This is a genomic window from Saccharopolyspora sp. NPDC002686 (assembly GCF_040295745.1).
Classification (GTDB): domain Bacteria; phylum Actinomycetota; class Actinomycetes; order Mycobacteriales; family Pseudonocardiaceae; genus Saccharopolyspora; species Saccharopolyspora oryzae.
The window spans coordinates 21,608-38,764 of record NZ_JBEOVY010000007.1; the positions used below are offsets into that span (position 1 = coordinate 21,608).

General features: G+C 71.2%; 16 protein-coding genes. 10 read left to right on the forward strand and 6 right to left on the reverse strand.

Annotated elements, in window-relative coordinates:
* Positions 1–28: 28 nt before the first annotated feature.
* Together ABTZ89_RS01950 and ABTZ89_RS01955 are read right to left on the reverse strand one after the other, a co-directional pair.
* On the reverse strand, positions 29–1,615 hold the full coding sequence (locus ABTZ89_RS01950) for an N-acyl-D-amino-acid deacylase family protein (protein WP_351038995.1): 1,587 nt from the start codon (positions 1,613–1,615) through the stop codon (positions 29–31).
* A gap of 50 nt (positions 1,616–1,665) precedes the next feature.
* Positions 1,666–2,979, reverse strand: coding sequence for an amino acid deaminase (locus ABTZ89_RS01955; RefSeq protein ID WP_502949501.1), 1,314 nt, complete (start codon positions 2,977–2,979; stop codon positions 1,666–1,668).
* Positions 2,980–3,076: 97 nt separating this feature from the next.
* Between ABTZ89_RS01955 and ABTZ89_RS01960 the strand changes: the two genes are divergently transcribed.
* Positions 3,077–3,841: an IclR family transcriptional regulator gene (locus ABTZ89_RS01960; RefSeq protein ID WP_270952139.1), complete on the forward strand. Its 765-nt coding sequence runs from the start codon at positions 3,077–3,079 to the stop codon at positions 3,839–3,841.
* Complete coding sequence (locus ABTZ89_RS01965) at positions 3,841–4,227, forward strand: RidA family protein (RefSeq protein WP_270952138.1); 387 nt, start codon at positions 3,841–3,843, stop codon at positions 4,225–4,227. The genes ABTZ89_RS01960 and ABTZ89_RS01965 overlap by 1 nt, the downstream gene beginning before the upstream one ends.
* 75 nt (positions 4,228–4,302) lie before the next feature.
* Here ABTZ89_RS01965 and ABTZ89_RS01970 read toward each other — a convergent pair whose 3' ends face one another.
* Positions 4,303–4,941, reverse strand: coding sequence for a LysE family translocator (locus ABTZ89_RS01970; RefSeq protein ID WP_351039000.1), 639 nt, complete (start codon positions 4,939–4,941; stop codon positions 4,303–4,305).
* 106 nt (positions 4,942–5,047) lie between these two features.
* On the opposite strand from ABTZ89_RS01970, the gene ABTZ89_RS01975 reads away from it, so the two are divergent.
* On the forward strand, positions 5,048–6,142 hold the full coding sequence (locus ABTZ89_RS01975) for a calcium:cation antiporter (protein WP_351039002.1): 1,095 nt from the start codon (positions 5,048–5,050) through the stop codon (positions 6,140–6,142).
* A gap of 45 nt (positions 6,143–6,187) precedes the next feature.
* On the opposite strand, the gene ABTZ89_RS01980 is transcribed toward ABTZ89_RS01975, so the two are convergent.
* From ABTZ89_RS01980 to ABTZ89_RS01990, 3 genes are all read right to left on the reverse strand, one after another.
* Positions 6,188–7,462 (reverse strand): MFS transporter, encoded by a 1,275-nt coding sequence (locus ABTZ89_RS01980; protein WP_270952135.1) that lies wholly within the window; start codon positions 7,460–7,462, stop codon positions 6,188–6,190.
* The gene (locus ABTZ89_RS01985; RefSeq protein WP_351039005.1) at positions 7,459–8,589 is read right to left on the reverse strand and encodes a M20 family metallopeptidase; all 1,131 of its coding nucleotides are present in this window, start codon (positions 8,587–8,589) and stop codon (positions 7,459–7,461) included. Before ABTZ89_RS01985 ends, ABTZ89_RS01980 begins: the two co-directional genes overlap by 4 nt.
* A gap of 220 nt (positions 8,590–8,809) precedes the next feature.
* Entirely contained in the window at positions 8,810–9,169 is a 360-nt protein-coding gene (locus ABTZ89_RS01990) for a DUF1844 domain-containing protein (RefSeq protein ID WP_270952167.1), read from the reverse strand.
* 260 nt (positions 9,170–9,429) lie between these two features.
* Between ABTZ89_RS01990 and infC the strand changes: the two genes are divergently transcribed.
* From infC to ABTZ89_RS02025, 7 genes are all read left to right on the forward strand, one after another.
* Positions 9,430–10,023 (forward strand): translation initiation factor IF-3, encoded by a 594-nt coding sequence (gene infC, locus ABTZ89_RS01995; RefSeq protein ID WP_270952133.1) that lies wholly within the window; start codon positions 9,430–9,432, stop codon positions 10,021–10,023.
* 88 nt (positions 10,024–10,111) lie between these two features.
* Positions 10,112–10,306 carry a 50S ribosomal protein L35 gene (rpmI, locus tag ABTZ89_RS02000; protein WP_270952132.1) on the forward strand — a complete coding sequence of 65 codons (195 nt, stop codon included), beginning with the start codon at positions 10,112–10,114 and terminating at the stop codon, positions 10,304–10,306.
* A gap of 102 nt (positions 10,307–10,408) precedes the next feature.
* Positions 10,409–10,777, forward strand: coding sequence for a 50S ribosomal protein L20 (gene rplT, locus ABTZ89_RS02005; protein ID WP_270952131.1), 369 nt, complete (start codon positions 10,409–10,411; stop codon positions 10,775–10,777).
* Positions 10,774–11,628 (forward strand): TrmH family RNA methyltransferase, encoded by an 855-nt coding sequence (locus ABTZ89_RS02010; RefSeq protein ID WP_408641922.1) that lies wholly within the window; start codon positions 10,774–10,776, stop codon positions 11,626–11,628. Before rplT ends, ABTZ89_RS02010 begins: the two co-directional genes overlap by 4 nt.
* 259 nt (positions 11,629–11,887) lie before the next feature.
* Entirely contained in the window at positions 11,888–12,949 is a 1,062-nt protein-coding gene (gene pheS, locus ABTZ89_RS02015) for a phenylalanine--tRNA ligase subunit alpha (RefSeq protein WP_270952130.1), read from the forward strand.
* 42 nt (positions 12,950–12,991) lie between these two features.
* Positions 12,992–15,484: a phenylalanine--tRNA ligase subunit beta gene (gene pheT / locus ABTZ89_RS02020; protein WP_351039011.1), complete on the forward strand. Its 2,493-nt coding sequence runs from the start codon at positions 12,992–12,994 to the stop codon at positions 15,482–15,484.
* A 67-nt stretch (positions 15,485–15,551) separates the two neighbouring features.
* Positions 15,552–17,063 carry a PucR family transcriptional regulator gene (locus ABTZ89_RS02025; protein ID WP_351039014.1) on the forward strand — a complete coding sequence of 504 codons (1,512 nt, stop codon included), beginning with the start codon at positions 15,552–15,554 and terminating at the stop codon, positions 17,061–17,063.
* The last annotated feature ends 94 nt before the right edge of the window (positions 17,064–17,157 follow it).

Here is a 17,157-nt window from a genome sequence, read left to right on the forward strand (position 1 = left end):
CTCTGGGGGGAAGGCCGGTCGTCCGGCGTCAGTGCGGCTTGCGCAGGGCGCGTCCGGGCAGTGCGTCGGTTCGGCGGCCGTCCTCGATCACCGGCACGCCGTTGACCAGCACGTGCGGGATTCCGGCGGCCTGCTGCCGGGGTTCGTCGAAGGTGGCGGTGTCGGCGACCGCGTCGGGGTCGAAGAGCACCAGGTCGGCGGCGTGTCCGGGGCGGATCCGGCCGCGGTCGGTCAGCCCGAGCCGATCGGCGGGGCGGGACGTCATGTGCTGCACGCACTCCTCGAGCCCCAGCACGCCGAGCTCGCGCACGTAGTGGCCGAGGTAGCGGGGGAAGGTGCCCCACGCGCGCGGGTGCGGGCGCGCACCCACCAGCAGCCCGTCGCTACCGGCGGTGTGCACCCGGTGGCGCATGATGGCCTGCACGTTGTCCTCGTGGCCGACGTGCATCAAGCACGAACTGCCCAGTTCCTCGGACACCAGGACGTCGAAGTAGTGCTCCGCGGGCGCTTTCCCCGCGGCGCGGGCGGATTCGGCGACGCTGCGGCCGACGAGGTGGTCGTTGGCCGGTTCCCGGACACCGTTGATCTCGATGGTGTCCCACTCGACCGGAACCCCGTGGCAGCCGTCCGAACCCTCCTCCTCCAGCGCGACGCGGATCCGCTCGCGCTGCGCGGGATCGCGCAACCGCGCCAAGGTCGCCTCGACACCGCCCACCATCGCCCAGCTCGGCAGCAGCGCGTGCAGCGAAGTGCTGCCCGGCAGGTACGGGTAGGTGTCCAGCGTGATGTCGCATCCGTCGTCCAGCGCAGCGTCCAACATGGACAGGAGATCGGCCGCCCGGCCGCGGTTCACGCTGAAGTTCATCGTCGCGTGCGCCAAGTGCAGCGGACACCCGGACCGCTTGCTGACCTCGATCATCTCCGCGTACGCGGCCAGCGCCCCGGCGCCGTAGCTGCGGTGGTGCGGGCTGTAGTACCCGCCGTGCGCCGCGACCACCTCGCACAGCGCCGCGAGCTCACCGGTGTCGGCGTACATGCCGGGCGTGTAGGTCAGCCCGGAGGACATCCCGAACGCGCCCTCGTCCAACGACTGCGCCAGGACCGCGCGCATCCGGTCGAGCTCGGCATCGGTCGCGGCGCGATCGTCGTAGCCCACGCACAGCAACCGGAGCGTGCCCTGCGGCACCAGGTACGCCGCGTTGGCGGCGATCCCGGCGTCCAGCCGGTCGAGGTACTCCGCGACGCTGCGCCAGTTCCAGTCGAAGCCGGGCGGATCGTCGTTCCACCCGGCGATCTGGGTGCGCAGCGTCGCCAGCGTCGCGTCGTCGACCGGGGCGTAGGACAACCCGTCCTGGCCGATGACCTCCAGCGTCACGCCCTGCGACACCTTCGCGGTGTGGTCGGGGTTGGCGAGCAGCTGCAGGTCCGAATGCGCGTGCATGTCGATGAAACCGGGGGAGAGCACCAGCCCGTCGGCGTCGATCGCGCGCTTGCCGCGCAACCCGCCACCTTCGTCGATCTCGGTGATGAGGCCTCGCTCGACGCCGACATCGGCGCGGTAACCGGGGCCGCCGTCTCCGTCGACGACCCGCGCTCCGCGGACGACCAAGTCCATTGTGGAGCCTCCACCGGTTCGGAGTTGTCAGCTGCTGCGGGCCCGTGCGATCAGAAGAACGTGCGGACCAGGTCGATCACCTCGTCGCCGTCCACCACCGGGATCAGCGACCACTTGTCGAACACCGTGCAGGGGTGGGACAGCCCGAACCCGACCCAGTCGCCGACCTGCGGATCGGCGCCGGACAGCTCCAGGAACGTGTGCTGGTCGGCCAGCCCCCGGACCCGGCAGGACCCCTCCGGGAACTCGCGGATCACGCCGTCGGCGCCGCGGATCACCTGCGGTTCCGGCAGGCCCTGGTCGAAGGACACGTCCCGCCGGCCCATGGTCAGCAGCGCCAGACCGGGCTCCGGGCGCGACATGACCTGCGCCCAGATCCGCATCGCGGGCCGGAACGGGCTCTCCGCGCCGGCCAGCCGGTGCTCGCGGCTGAACGGCGATCGGACCCGGTAGAAACCGTCGTCGTGCAGCAGGTAGCCGCCGCTGCGGATCACCGGCAGGACGGGCAGCCCCGCCGGCCACCCCTTCGTCAGCGCCTCGGCGACCTGGTCGAAGTAGGCGCTGCCGCCGGCGGTGACGATCACCTGCTCGAGCCCGGCGAAGTGCCCGGCCTCGGACAGCTCGGCCACCAGCTCGCGCACGTGCTCCAGATATCCGTCCACAGCGGACAGCGAGGTGTCGCTGATGTCGTGCGCGACCTCGCCCTCGTAGCCGGCCACGCCGACCAGCCGCAGCACCGGGCTCGCCAGCACGGCATCGGCGACCTCGCGGGCCTCGGCCTTCGTCCGCGCACCGGTGCGCCCGCCGGGCAGTCCCAGCTCGACCAGCACGTCCACCGGGCGCGAAGCACCGTGCGAGGCCAGCGCTTCGGACATCAGCTGCACACCGCGCACCGAGTCCGCGTAGCAGCAGAACTCGAAATCGGCGTCGCCGTCGAGCTCGTCGGCCAGCCACGCCAGTCCGCTGGGGTCGACCAGCTCGTTGGCGAACAGGATCCGCTCGACGCCGAACGCGCGGTACACCCGCAGCTGGCTGGTGCTGGCCGCGGTGATGCTCCACGAACCGTTCATCAGCTGCTGCCCGAACAGCTGCGGCGCCATCGTGGTCTTGCCGTGCGGGGCGAGCTGCACCCCGTGCTCGGTGCACCAGTCGGCCATGGTCCGCAGGTTGTGCTGCAGGGCAGCGCGGTCGAGGGTCAGGAGCGGTCCGACGAAACCGCTCCCGAAGACGGTCGGTTTCGTGGCCAGGAACTCGCCCACCGTGGTGCCGAAGGCATCCGAGGGCATGCCCTTGAAGCGCCAGTCGATGCGCTCGTCGTGCAGGGCTTGGACCGCTTCGACGTTGATACCCCGTGATGACACCAAGGTCTCCTATTGCGTGGAATGCAACAATGGTTGCGCAGAATGCTGGCTAGGTGTGTACCATCACGCGGCGCGACACGTCAACGGATCGGAGAGCTAGGTGAGTCAGAGCCTGGAGCGAGGACTGGCCGTGCTGACCGCGTTGGCCGCCGGACCGCAAACCCTCGACCAGCTCGCCCAGCGCCTCGGCGTGCACAAGTCCACCGCGATGCGCCTGCTGCGCACCCTCGAAGCGGGGCGCTTCGTCCGCCGCGAGGACGTGCACCACTACCGCCTCGGCAGCACGCTGTTCGACCTCGCCCACCAAGCGCTCGAAGACCTCGACGTCCGCGACATCGCCCGCCCGCACCTGCTGGAGCTGGGCGGCATCGGCGGCCACACCGTGCACCTGGCGACGCTGGAGGACGACCACGTCATCTACATCGACAAGGTCGACAGCAAGCACCCGGTGCGGATGTACTCCCGCATCGGCCGCCGCGCCCCCGTGCACTGCACCGCGGTCGGCAAAGCCCTGGTCGCGGACTGGGCGCCGCAGCAGCGCGAGCAGTTCGCCGAGCAGCTGACCTACCCGAAGCTGACCGCGAACACCATCGACTCGCCCGAGCGGTTCCTGACCGAGCTGGAGCGGGTGCGCGCGCAGGGCTACGCGGTCGACCGCAGCGAGCACGAGGACTTCATCCACTGCATCGCCGCGCCGATCCGCAACCACCGCGGCGAGGCGGTCGCCGCCGTGTCGCTGTCGGTGCCGAAAGTACTGCTGGACTTCGACGGCCTGCTCGGGCTCGTCGACGACGTGCTGCGCGCAGCCGGCGGGATCTCCGCCGAGCTGGGCTGGCAGCCAACGGACAAGAGGAAGGAATCCTGATGGCCCGCACCGTGGTCAGCACCGACAACGCCCCGAAGCCGCCGGCGAGCATCCCGCTGTCGCAGGGCGTCCGCAAGGGCAACATCCTGCAGGTCTCCGGCCAGACCGCGGTCGACCCCGCCACCGGCAAGGTCGTCGAGGGCGGCGTCGCCGAGCAGACCGAGCAGTGCCTGCGCAACGTCATCGCGATCCTGGAAGCCGAAGGCGGCTCCCTCGAGGACGTCATGATGCTGCGCGTGTACCTGACGGACACCTCCCAGTTCGCGGAGATGAACGAGGTCTACGCCCGCGTGGTCGGCGAGCCCTTCCCGGCCCGCACCACCGTCTACGTCGGACTCCCGGCCGGCCTCCTGGTCGAGATCGACGCCCTGGCAGTCCTGGACTGAGCGCCACGACGCGAAAGAGCGCCTCCCGCCGCTGAACTGCTCGGCGGGAGGCGCTCGTCGCTTCGATCGGGCGGCTCAGTCGCGGCGGCCCGTGAACGCGATGGACAGGCCGAGTCCGATCATGGCGAACCCGCCCACTCGCTGGACCCGGGCCAGACGACGCGGGGCACTGGCAACCCAATGACGGGCCTTCGCTGCGGACAGGCCCCACGCGCTGTCCGAGACCAGCGCGATCCCGACCGGGATCAGGCCGAGCAGGAGCATCTGCACCGCTGCGCCGCCCGCCTCCGGGACGACGAACTGCGGGACCACCGCGCTGAAGAAGACGAACGTCTTGGGATTCGCCACCCCCACGACGACACCTTCCCGCAGCGCTCGCCAGCCGCCGTGCGGGGGAACATCAGCCGGCAGCTCCGAGGTCGGCTGGCCGTTGCTGCGCAGCGCCTTGATTCCCAAGTAGATCAGGTACAACGCGCCCAGCAGCTTGATCGCGGTGAACACCACGAGCGACTGCGCCACCACCGCGCCGATGCCCATAGCCACTGCCACGGCGACCAGGTAGCTGCCGATCGCATTGCCCAGGACGCTGGTCAGCGCGGTGCGCTTGCCGTGGGCCAGCGCCCGGCCCACCACGAACAGCACGCTCGGTCCGGGTACCGCGATGATCACCAGCGACATCGCGGCGAAGACGAGCAGTCGATCCACGGACACCATTCGTTCCGACACCTCCGGTCGTCAGCTTGGCGGGTGCGGCCGACGAACACCAGCGGTTCGCGTGTCAGGTTCCGCGTGAAGTGATCTCACCTTCTAATGTGGACACATGTCGTTGCGATCACTGCTGTCCTGGAACGTCCTGGTGCCGGTGCTGGCCATCATCACGTTGGCCATATCCCTGCCCCAGAAGGGCCTGGGGCTGGGCATGGTCCTCGTCGTCGCCGTGCTGCTGGCGGGTGCGGTGCTGACCGCGGTGCACCACGCCGAGGTCGTCGCGCACAAGGTGGGGGAGCCGTTCGGCTCGCTCGTGCTCGCCGTCGCCGTCACCGTGATCGAAGTCGCGCTGATCGTCACCCTGATGATCTCCGGCGGGGACGAGGCCGCGACGCTCGCCCGCGACACCATCTTCGCCGCGATCATGATCACCACCAACGGCATCGCCGGTTTGGCGCTGCTGGTAGGAGCCCTGAAGTACGGGCTGACGATGTTCAACGCGGAAGGCACCGGCGCGGCGCTGGCGACGGTCGCGACGCTCGGCGCGCTGACCCTGGTGTTCCCGGCCTTCACCACCAGCGTCCCCGGACCCGCCTACTCGACGGAGCAGCTGGTGTTCGCCGCGGCGGCCTCGGTCGTGCTCTACGCGCTGTTCGTGTTCACCCAGACCGTGCGGCACCGCGACTTCTTCCTGCCGGTGACCGACAAGGGCACCGTCGAGCCCGAGGACGACCACGCCGAACCGCCGACCGGCAAGCAGACCGCGGCCAGCCTGGTCCTGCTGCTGATCGCGCTGGTCGCGGTGGTCGGCCTGGCGAAGGTGGAGTCCCCGGCGATCGAGGCCGCGGTGGCCGCGATCGGCTTCCCGAACTCCTTCGTCGGCGTGGTCATCGCGATGCTGGTCCTGCTGCCGGAGACCATCGCCGCGGTCCGCGCCGCGGTCCGCCGCCGCATGCAGATCAGCCTCAACCTGGCCTACGGCTCGGCGATCGCCAGCATCGGCCTGACCATCCCGGCGATCGCGGTCGCCTCGATCTGGCTGAAGGGCCCGCTGCACCTCGGCCTGGGCGCCACCCAGATCGTCCTGTTCGCCCTGACCATCGTGGTCAGCGTCCTCACCGTCGTCCCGGGCCGGGCCACCCGCCTCCAGGGCGGCGTCCACTTGGCCCTGCTGGCGGCCTTCCTGTTCCTCGCCGTCAACCCGTGACGCCACGAGCGCGGGAACGGGAACAGCCCCGCTCCCGCGCTCGGCTCACGACCGGCGCCCGGCGAACACCAGCAGGACCGGGCCGATGATGGTGATCCCGCCCGCGACCACGAACACCCCGGCCCAGCCCCACGAGGAGTCGGCCAGGTAGCCCGTGACCAGCGGCGCGAAGATCGAGGCGGAGGTGGCGAACATCTGCACCGCCCCGGAGACCGCGCCGTAGCGGGCGGCGGGCACCGCCTCGCCCACGATGATCCAGTACTGCGCGCCCGTCAGGTACAGCAGGAACACCACGACGGTCATCACCGCGACCGCGGCGAAGGTGCTGGTCACCATCGACACCAGCGCGAACAGCACGGCGGTCGCGGCCAGGCAGGCGATCACCAGCCACCGGCGCGGGGCCTCGGGGTCGCCGATCCGCCGGACCAGCCAGTCGGTGAGCACCCCGCCGGCGACCAGCCCGACGCAGCCGCCGATCCACGGGATGGCCCCGGAGATCGCCAACCCGTCCAGGTCGATGCCCCGCTCCTGAACCAGGTAGGTCGGGAACCAGGACACGAACGTCCAGAGTATCCAGGCGTAGCCGAAGTAGGCGATCGCGGTCGCCCACACCGCGGGCTTGGCCACGCAGCTCCAGAACCCCGGCGCGTCCTCCTGCTCCGCTTCGGCCGTTTCGGCCTCGTCCTGCCGGATGGCCCGGAGCTCGGCCTCGTTGACCTTCGGGTGCTGCTCCGGGGTGTCGCGCACGACCCAGAACCAGCCGACCGCGGCCAGCACGCCCAGCGCACCGAAGATCAGGAACGGCAGCCGCCAGTTCCCCTGCGTGGCGTGCATGATCGCGACCACCACCGGCGTGGCGACCGCGCCGCCCAGCGGAGTGGCGGCGTTGGCGATGCCCAGCGCGGTGCCCAGCTCCCGCTTCGGGAACCAGTTGTGCATCAGCTTCGCCGTGACCGTGGCCTGCGGGCCTTCCCCGGCGCCGAACAGGAACCGGATGACCAGCAGGCTGACGAACCCGATGCCGGCGGCGGTCAGCGCGGTGAACGCCGACCAGGCGATCACCGCCCAGCCCATCACGTTGCGCGGCCCGAACCGGTCGGCCAGCCAGCCGCCGATGAACCCGAACGGCGAGTAGGCGAGCGCGAAGATGCTGGCCAGCCAGCCGAAGGCGGCGTTGGAGAAGCCGAACTCGGCGATGATCAGCGGTCCGGCGATGCCGAACGCGGCCCGGTCGGCGTAGTTCAGGCCCAGCACCGCGAAGTCGGCGGCGAGCACCCCGAACCGGCGGCGGGTGGCGGTAGCGGTCTGCGTGATCGTCATGCGGGCACACCTTCGGTGCGCAGGACGCGCTCGACGACGTCGATCGCGGTGCGGACTTCGCCGAGCGGGACGGATTCGTCCGCGGTGTGCGCGTTCGCGATCGAGCCGGGGCCGAACACGACCGCGGGCACCCCGTCCAGCGCGATCTTGCTGGCGTCGGTGCCGTAGCCGACGCCGAGCGGTTCGGCGTCCAGCCCGGACTCCCGCAGACCGGCGGCCACGCTCCGCACGAACGGATCGGCCGGATCGGTCTCCAGCGAGTAGTCGACGATGTGCGGCTCGTGCACCACGACCGGCCAGCGCCCCTCGAGCTCCGCGCGCAGCTGCGCCCAGACCTCGTGCGGGTCCTCGCCGCCGACGGTGCGCCGGTCGATGGTCACCACGCAGCTGTCCGGCAGGACGTTGGGCCCCTGACCGCCTCCGATCATGGTCACCGCCAGGGACGGCGGGCCGACCAGCGGCCGGGTCAGGTGGACCAACCCGGGCGCGTGCTCCTGCTGGAGGTGGCGCACGACCTCGGCGGCGACCTCGATGGCGTTGGTCCGGCCCCACGGCTGCGAGCTGTGCCCGGCGTCGCCGCGCGCCTCGATGCGGCAGCGCATGCAGCCCTTGTGCGCCACGACCATCCGCAGCTCGGTCGGCTCGCCGATGATCGCCCCCGTCGGCTTCGGCAGGTCGCTGCGGCGCAGCGCGGTCACCCCGCGGTAGAGGTGCTCCTCGTCGACCACTCCGGCGAGGACGACGGTCCGCGGGCGCGGGCCGCGCTCGGCCAGCCGCGCCATCGCGGTCAGGAACACCGCCAGCGAGGCCTTCGCGTCGCACGAGCCCCGGCCGTGCAGCCGGTCGTCGCGGACTTCCGGTTCGAACGGCGCGATCGCCATGCCGTCGGTTTCCACCGTGTCCAGGTGCGATTCCAGCAGCAGCGGCCGCTCGTGGTCGCCGGGCAGCGTGACGACGACGTTGCGCCGCCCGTCGAGCACCTCCTCGGTGCGCGCGAGCATCCCGCGCGCGCTGGCCCACTCGGCGATGTGCTCGGCCAGGGCCGTCTCGGCCGGTTCGGCGCGGTCGCGCGGGTTGATGCTGGGGATGCGGACCAGGTCCGCGAGGAGTTCGACCGGATCGACCATGCGCCCACCCTGTAGCTGTCGTGCTTGTTGCGAATGTGGGCGGAAGCTATGCCAGCGATGATCGCCGGTCAAGATTTTTCGGCGGTGCAAGGGTTTTCGGTATCAACCGTCCACATTGCATTGCACGAGGCGCAATTTCGGGGGAGCTCCGTTGCGCGGGCTGCACCCCCGGGGCGGGAGAGGTGCGCAGCCGCGCGCGGGCGCGGCTGCGCGGGGTGGATCAGTAGACCGGGCCGGTGTACTTCTCGCCGGGACCCTGGCCCGGGGCGTCCGGGAACGCCGAGGCCTCGCGGAAGGCGCGCTGCAGGGTCTGCAGGCCGTCGCGGATCGGGCCCGCGTGGGCGCCCAGGTACTCCACCGACGCGGTGACCAGCCCGGCCAGGGCGGTGATCAGGCGGCGCGCCTCGTCCAGGTCGCGCTCCGGGGCGGTGTCCGGGTCCTCGGCGCCCAGGCCGAGCTTCTCCGCGGCGGAGGACATCAACATGACCGCCGCGCGGCTGATCACCTCGACGCTGGGAACATCGACGAGGTCGCGGACGTTGTCCTGAAGGTCCGCGTCGTGTGCTGGCTCACCAGTCAGGTCGGCACTGGTCAGGGGCGTTGGCTGCGGTTCGGTCACGCCTGCTACCCTGACACGCACGACCAGCCCCCGATGAGTCGGGGGCGGCAAAGTGGAGTCCCGCTCCCACCCGAGTAGCCGCCACAGGCTTCCGGGTCCGGTCCATCCGGTGGCCCTGCGCCGCCGGTGGTGCGAACGGTACGTGAGGTGCCGGTTCGATCGGTTGGAGTCAGGATCCCGCGGTCCGCGCGAGCGGAACGACGGGATCTTCGCATTCCGGGGTGAGCTCTACGCGCCGCGGTGCATTAGAACAGCCATCGAACCGAGGAGGGCCCATCAGCTCCGAGACGCGCATCAACGACCGCATCCGGGTTCCGGAGGTCCGACTGGTCGGACCGAACGGGGAGCAGGTCGGAATCGTCCGCATCGAGGACGCGCTCCGGCTGGCCCAGGAAGCGGATCTGGACCTTGTCGAGGTCGCCCCGCAGGCGCGCCCGCCGGTCTGCAAGCTCATGGACTACGGCAAGTTCAAGTACGAGAGCGCGCAGAAGGCCCGCGAGTCGCGTCGCAACCAGCAGCAGACCGTCATCAAGGAGCAGAAGCTCCGGCCGAAGATCGACCCGCACGACTACGAGACGAAGAAGGGCCACGTGTCCCGCTTCCTCGGCCAGGGTCACAAGGTCAAGGTGACGATCATGTTCCGCGGTCGTGAGCAGTCGCGGCCCGAGCTGGGTTTCCGCCTGCTGCAGCGACTGGCCGATGACGTCTCCGACCTCGGGTTCATCGAGGCGAACCCGAAGCAGGACGGTCGGAACATGATCATGGTTCTTGCGCCGCACAAGACGAACAAGACCAAGCCCAAGGCGAACGCGTAAGGCACTCGCAAGGGCTCGTGATTGTGACGCCGGGCCGGGACGCAGTCCGCGCCCCCGCCCGGCATCAGTACGAAACGAGGACGAGAGCATGCCGAAGAACAAGACCCACAAGGGCACCTCGAAGCGCTTCAAGGTGACCGGTACGGGCAAGCTGCGGCGCGAGCAGGCCGGTCGTCGGCACATCCTGGAGAAGAAGTCCAGCCGTGTCACCCGCCGCCTGGAGGGCACCGAAGCGGTGTCCAAGAACGACGCCCCGCGCATCAAGAAGCTGCTGGGTCTCTGACGCTCGCTAGCTCCCCGAACCGGGACAGCAGCAGTTCAGCGCGACACCAGCCACCAGCACGGGCGGTCACCCCGCCCCCGATGAGATAACAGGACGGACCCCGTGGCACGCGTCAAGCGGGCAGTCAACGCCCAGAAGAAGCGCCGCACCATTCTCGAGTCGGCCCGCGGCTACCGCGGTCAGCGCTCCCGGCTGTACCGCAAGGCCAAGGAGCAGATGCTCCACTCGATGACCTACTCCTACCGCGACCGGCGCGCCCGCAAGGGTGACTTCCGGAAGCTGTGGATCACCCGCATCAACGCGGCGACCCGTCAGCACGGCTTGAGCTACAACAAGTTCGTGCAGGGCCTGAAGGCCGCCGAGGTCGAGGTCGACCGCAAGATCCTGGCCGAGCTCGCGGTGAACGACCCGACCGCGTTCGCGGCGCTGGTCGAGGTCGCCCGCAAGAGCCTGCCGGAGAGTGCGGCCTGATCGCCGACGGCACCTCTGCTGCACCGCGACCCGGGACTGCTCCGCTCACGGAGCGATCGTCCCGGGTCGCGGTCGCTCGCAAGCTCACCCGCCGCGCCGGGCGCGAGAAGGCCGGGGCCTTCCTGGCCGAAGGCGCTCAAGCGGTGGGGGAGGCTTTGACCGCGCACACCGCTGGATCGCTGCGGGTGCGCGAGCTGTTCGCCACCGAGCACGCTCGGCACGCCGAGCACCTCGATCGCGCCCGCGCCGTCGGCGTACCGGTGCACCTGGTCACCGAGAAGGCCGCGGCATCGCTGTCGGAGACGGTCACCCCGCAGGGCCTGGTCGCGGTGTGCGATCTGCCCGCGGTCGAGCTCGACGCCGCACTGGCCGAACGCCCCGCGCTGGTCGCCGTGCTGGTCGGGATCTCCGACCCGGGCAACGCCGGAACCGTGGTGCGGGTCGCGGACGCGGCCGGTGCCGGAGCGGTCCTGTTCGCCGGGGACACCGTCGACGCCTACAACGGCAAGGCCGTGCGCGCGTCCACCGGCAGCCTGTTCCACCTGCCGGTCGCCCGGAACCGCGACGTCGGCGCGGTGCTCACCGCCTGCCGCGAGGCCGGGCTCCGGCTCGTCGGCGCCGACGGCTACGCCGAAGGCGACCTGGACACCGCCGACCACGCCGGTGAACTGGCCGGACCCACCGCCTGGGTGTTCGGCAGCGAGGCCCACGGACTGCCCGATGAGGTGAAATCGCAGCTGGACACCACGCTGCGCGTCCCGCTCTACGGCCGCGCCGAGAGCCTCAACCTCGCGACCGCCGCAGCGGTCTGCCTCTACGCCTCGGCCCGCGCGCAACACCGCGCCGGATGAGTGACAGTTTTCAGCAGAACCGACCCGGCGCGCCGGTCCCGGATCGCGCGCGAGTCCGGGCAAAACTGAGATCCAGCTGGTCACGGGGTGCGCAGGCGGAACTCGCCGGGAGCGGATCTCCGCGAAAACGGGTTGGGGCCGTCGCATAGACTCTAGGGGCTAGCTTGCGGTCGGAGTCCGCATGCCGACGAGCAGGTTCGTCAGCCCGGGAGGCTCGGGCGCTGATGCCTGTCGGATCAACGGGAGTCACGCACACACGATGTCTGGAGCCAACGACCAGTACGACCCGAAAGAGGTCGCCGCGCTGTCGCCGGAGACGCTGGACCGCGCGGTGGTCGAGGCCGGCAAGGCCTTCGGGGCGGCCGCGGATCTCGAGGAACTGGCCGCCGTCAAGCCCGCGCACCTCGGTGACCGCTCGCCGCTGTTGACCGCTCGCCGCGAGATCGGCGCCCTGCCGCCCAAGGCGCGGTCGGACGCGGGCAAGCGCGTCAACCAGGCCCGCGAGGCGATCCAGCGCGCGTTCGACGACCGCCGCGCCGTCCTCGAAGCCGAGCGCGACCAGCGGGTGCTGCGCGAGGAGAGCGTCGACGTCACGCTGCCCTGGGACCGCGAGCCGACCGGCGCGCGCCACCCGATCACCCAGCTCGCCGAGCAGATCGAGGACACCTTCCTGGCGATGGGCTGGGAGGTGGCCGAGGGCCACGAGCTGGAAACCGAGTGGTTCAACTTCGACGCGCTGAACTTCGGCAAGGACCACCCGGCGCGCACCATGCAGGACACGTTCTACGTGGCCCCGGAGAACTCCGGGCTGGTGCTGCGCACGCACACCTCGCCGTCGCAGATCCGCGCGCTGCTGGACCGCGAGCTGCCGGTGTACGTGGTGTGCCCCGGGCGCACCTTCCGCACCGACGAGCTCGACGCCACCCACACCCCGGTGTTCTCGCAGGTCGAGGGCCTGGCGGTGGACAAGGGCCTGACCATGGCGCACCTGAAGGGCACGCTGGACGCCTTCGCCCGGTCGATGTTCGGCCCGGAGTCCAAGACCCGGCTGCGCCCCTCGTACTTCCCGTTCACCGAGCCCTCCGCCGAGATGGACATCTGGTTCCCGGAGAAGAAGGGCGGGGCCGGCTGGGTCGAGTGGGGCGGCTGCGGCATGGTCAACCCGAACGTGCTGCGCGCCTGCGGCGTGGACCCCGAGGTCTACACCGGTTTCGCCTTCGGCATGGGCCTGGAGCGGACCCTGATGTTCCGCAACGGCATCCCCGACATGCGAGACATGGTCGAGGGCGACGTCCGCTTCACCCAGCCGTTCGGCATCTGATGCCCACTGACATCCACTTGAACGAGAGAAAGGCCTGACCAAGTGCGGATTCCGGTTTCCTGGTTGGCCGAGCACCTTGAGCTGCCCGAGGAGACGACCGCGGAGACGCTGGCCGAAGCGTTCATCCGGATCGGGCTGGAGGTCGAGGAGGTCACGCACCTGACGCAGGTGCGGGGACCGCTCGTGGTCGGCCGCGTCGCCGAGATCGAAGAGCTCACCGAGTTCAAGAAGCCCATCCGGTACTGCCAGGTCGAGGTCGGCGCGACCGAGTCCGGCGAGCAGCAGGTGCAGGGCATCGTCTGCGGTGCCCGCAACTTCCAGGAGGGCGACCTGGTCGTGGTCGCCCTGCCCGGCACGGTGCTGCCCGGCGACTTCGAGATCTCCTCGCGCAAGACCTACGGCAAGCTCAGCGAGGGCATGATCTGCTCGACCTCCGAGCTGGGCATCGGCGAGGACGCCGACGGCATCCTGGTGCTGGCGCCGGGTTCGGCCGACCCGGGTGACGACGCGGTGTCGCTGGTCGGGCTGGACGACTCGATCATCGAGCTGGCGATCACCCCGGACCGCGGCTACTGCTTCTCGGTGCGCGGCCTGGCCCGCGAGCTGTCCAACGCGCTGGACGTGCCGTTCGGCGACCCGGGCACCCGCCCGGTCCCGGAGGACGACCGGCCGTCGCGCTCGGTGGAGATCAGCGATCCGACGGCGTGCTCGCGGTTCGTGCTGCGCCGCGTGACGGGCGTCGACCCGACCGCGCCGAGCCCGTGGTGGATGCGCCGCCGCTTGATGCTGGCCGGGATCCGCTCGATCTCGCTGGCCGTGGACGTCACCAACTACGTGATGCTCGAGCTCGGCCAGCCGCTGCACGCCTGGGACACCGACAAGCTGTCCGGTGACCTGGTGGTCCGCCGCGCCGAGGCCGGCGAGAAGCTGACCACCCTGGACGGGGTGAGCCGCGAGCTGGACGTGGACGACATCGTCATCGCCGACGACTCCGGCCCGGTGTCGCTGGCCGGTGTGATGGGCGGCGAGTCCACCGAGATCGGCCACGGGACGCACGACGTGCTGCTGGAGGGCGCGAACTGGGACCAGGCGAGCATCGCCCGGGCCATCCGCCGCCACAAGCTGCCCAGCGAGGCGGGCAAGCGGTTCGAGCGGCAGGTCGACCCGGCGGTCGCGCCGGTGGCCGTCGAGCTGGCCGCGCAGCTGCTGGTCCGCTACGGCGACGGCACCATCGCGCCGGGCCGCACCGACGTCGGCGAGCCGAAGCAGCCCGAGCCGGTGACCATGCCGCTGGCGCTGCCGGACAAGATCGCCGGTGTCTCCTACGAGCGGGGCGTGACCGCCGAGCGGCTGCGCCAGATCGGCTGCCGCATCGAGGTCAGCACCTCCGACGAGGGCGTCGGCCTGGTCACCGCGACCCCGCCGACCTGGCGCCCGGACCTGACGCAGCCCTACGACCTGGTCGAGGAGGTGCTGCGGCTGGAGGGCTACCACACGATCCCGTCGGTGCTGCCCGCCGCGCCGCCCGGCCGCGGTCTCACCGGCGAGCAGCGCCGCGAGCGGGCGGTGTCCCGCGCGCTGGCCGGCGAGGGCTACGTCGAGGTGCTGCCGTTCCCGTTCACCGGCAAGGCGACGCTCGACGCGTTCGGCCTGGCCGAGGACGACGAGCGGCGTCGGACCATGTCGGTGCTCAACGCGCTGGAGAGCGACAAGTCGCTGCTGACCACGACGTTGCTGACCGGCCTGACCGAGGTCATGCAGCGCAACGTCTCCCGCGGGCAGCGCGACCTGGCGCTGTTCCACATCGGACAGGTCGTGCAGCCGGCCGCGGACCAGCCCGCGGTGCCGGAGGTCGGAGTCGAGCAGCGTCCGAGCGACGAGCAGATCGCCGCGCTGGAGGCCGCGCTCCCGGCGCAGCCGACGCACGTGGCCGTGATGCTGGGCGGTCACCGCGAGCAGGCCGGCTGGTGGGGCAAGGGCCGCGACGCGAGCTGGGCGGACGCCGTCCAGGCCGCTCGCGTGGTCGCCTCGGCCGCCGGTGTGGAGCTCGAGGTCAGCGCCGGTGAGCTGGCGCCGTGGCACCCGGGCCGCTGCGCGCAGCTGAAGGTCGGCGAGACCGTGGTCGGTCACGCCGGTGAGCTGCACCCGAAGGTCGTCGAAGCGCTGGGCCTGCCGAAGCGGACCTGCGCGATGGAGCTCGACCTGGACGCGCTGCCGCTGGTGGACCGCCGTCCGGCGCCGGAGATCTCGGCCTACCCGCCGGTGCTGATGGACATCGCGCTGGTGGTGGACGCCAAGGTCGCGGCGACGGACCTGATCGACGCGGTCCGCGCGGGCGGCGGGGACCTGCTGGAGGACGTCCGGCTGTTCGACGTCTACGCGGGTGAGCAGCTGGGCGAGGGCAAGAAGTCGCTGGCCCTGGCCCTCCGCTTCCGGGCGCCGGACCGCACCCTCAAGCAGGAGGAGGCCACCGAGGCCCGCGACGCGGCGGTCAAGTCCGCTGCCGACCGCCTCGGCGCGACCTTGCGCGGCTGACGCGAACGCCCCAGCGGCCCCGTTCCTCACCGGGACGGGGCCGCTGGCTTTTCCGGGGAGGTGCGGAGTGGTAAAGCTGGATCGGTTGATCAACGTGCTCGGCGGGTTCGGAGCGCGGCTGGTCAGCGCGCCGCGGAGCAGGTCCGCGGATCTTCGTTCCGTGGCACTGCACGATCCGGCTGATCCCGGTGCCACCGGTGATGTGCTGCTCGCGGTCGGCGTGGACCCCGATGACGCGGGGTTGGTCGAGCGGACCCCGGCCGCGGTCGTGGTGTTCCGGGCGGGTTCGGTCGGGGACCAGGTGGTCGCGGTTGCGCGGGAGCGTGGTCTGGCCGTCGTGCTCGTCGATCCGGCCGTTTCGTGGGGCCAGCTGGCCGGGGTCGTGTACGGGCTGGTGCTCGAGGGCCGCGAGACCGAGGCCGGGCGCGGGCCGACCGACCTGTTCGCGCTGGCCGACGCGCTCGCGGATTCGGTGGGCGGTCCGGTCACCATCGAGGACCACCGGTCCGGGGTGCTGGCGTACTCCCGGCGGCAGCTGACCGCCGACCGGGCGAGGTTGGCGACGATCCTGGGGCGGCAGGTCCCGGAGGAGATCCGGCGGACGCTGGCCGAGCGGGGCGTGTTCCGGCACCTGGAGACCTCGGACGAGCCGATCTTCGTGGCGCCGCTGGAACCGCAGGACTCGCACGGGCGCGTGGTCGTCGCGATCCGCGCGGGCCGGGAGCTGCTGGGGTCGATCTGGGTGGAGACCCAGCACCCGCTCACCGCCTCGCACGAGGCCGCGCTGACCGGCGGGGCTCGCACCGCCGCACTGCACCTGCTGCGCACCCGGGCCAGCGCGGACCTGGAGCGGCAGGTCGAATCGGACCTGGTCATAGGCCTGCTCGAAGGGCACGAGGAGGCTTCGGCCGTGCTGAGCAGGCTCGGGCTGCGCAGCGAGCAGTTCCGGGTGGTGGCCGTGCAGGTGCACAGCGGCGCCGCGCCGGACGAGACCGCGCTGCTGGCCTTCGAGCGGTCGACGATCGGGTTCGGCTGGTCGCGGCCCGGGCGCAGCGCGCTGTTCGCCAACACCGTCTACACGGTGCTGCCCTACGACGACGCCGCGCGCGCCCGCGAGTGGGTGCGGGCGCTGGTGCGGGAACTGCCGTCGGACACCACGATCCTCGCCGGGGTCGGGGGAGCGGCCGGGCCGAACCAGCTCGTCGACAGCCGGCGGGAAGCCGATGAGAGCCTGGCCGTCCACGAGTCCCGGCCCGGTCAGGACGCCGTGGTCTACGACGAGGCGTGGCACGAGATCCTGCTGCGCCGCCTGCGGCACGCCGCCTCGACCGGCCGGTTGCCGGACCGCGGGCCGGTCGTGGACCTCCGCCGGCACGATCGGGAGCAGGGCACGCGCTACGTCGAGACGTTGCGGGCGTGGCTGGAGTGCCAGGGCGATCTCGGGGCGGCCGCGGCGCGGTTGGAGATCCACCCGAACACCGTCCGGTACCGGATGCGGAAGATGGCCGAGCTGACCCGGTTGGACCTGGACGATCCGGCCACCCGGCTGGCGATGATCATCGCCATCGCGGTCGGATAGTGGATTCCGGCCAAAGGACTCGCCTGGAATTGTTCGGATCGAACACTGGCTGCGCCGGGTAGCCGAGGCATGCTCCTCTGCGAGGTCCGCACCT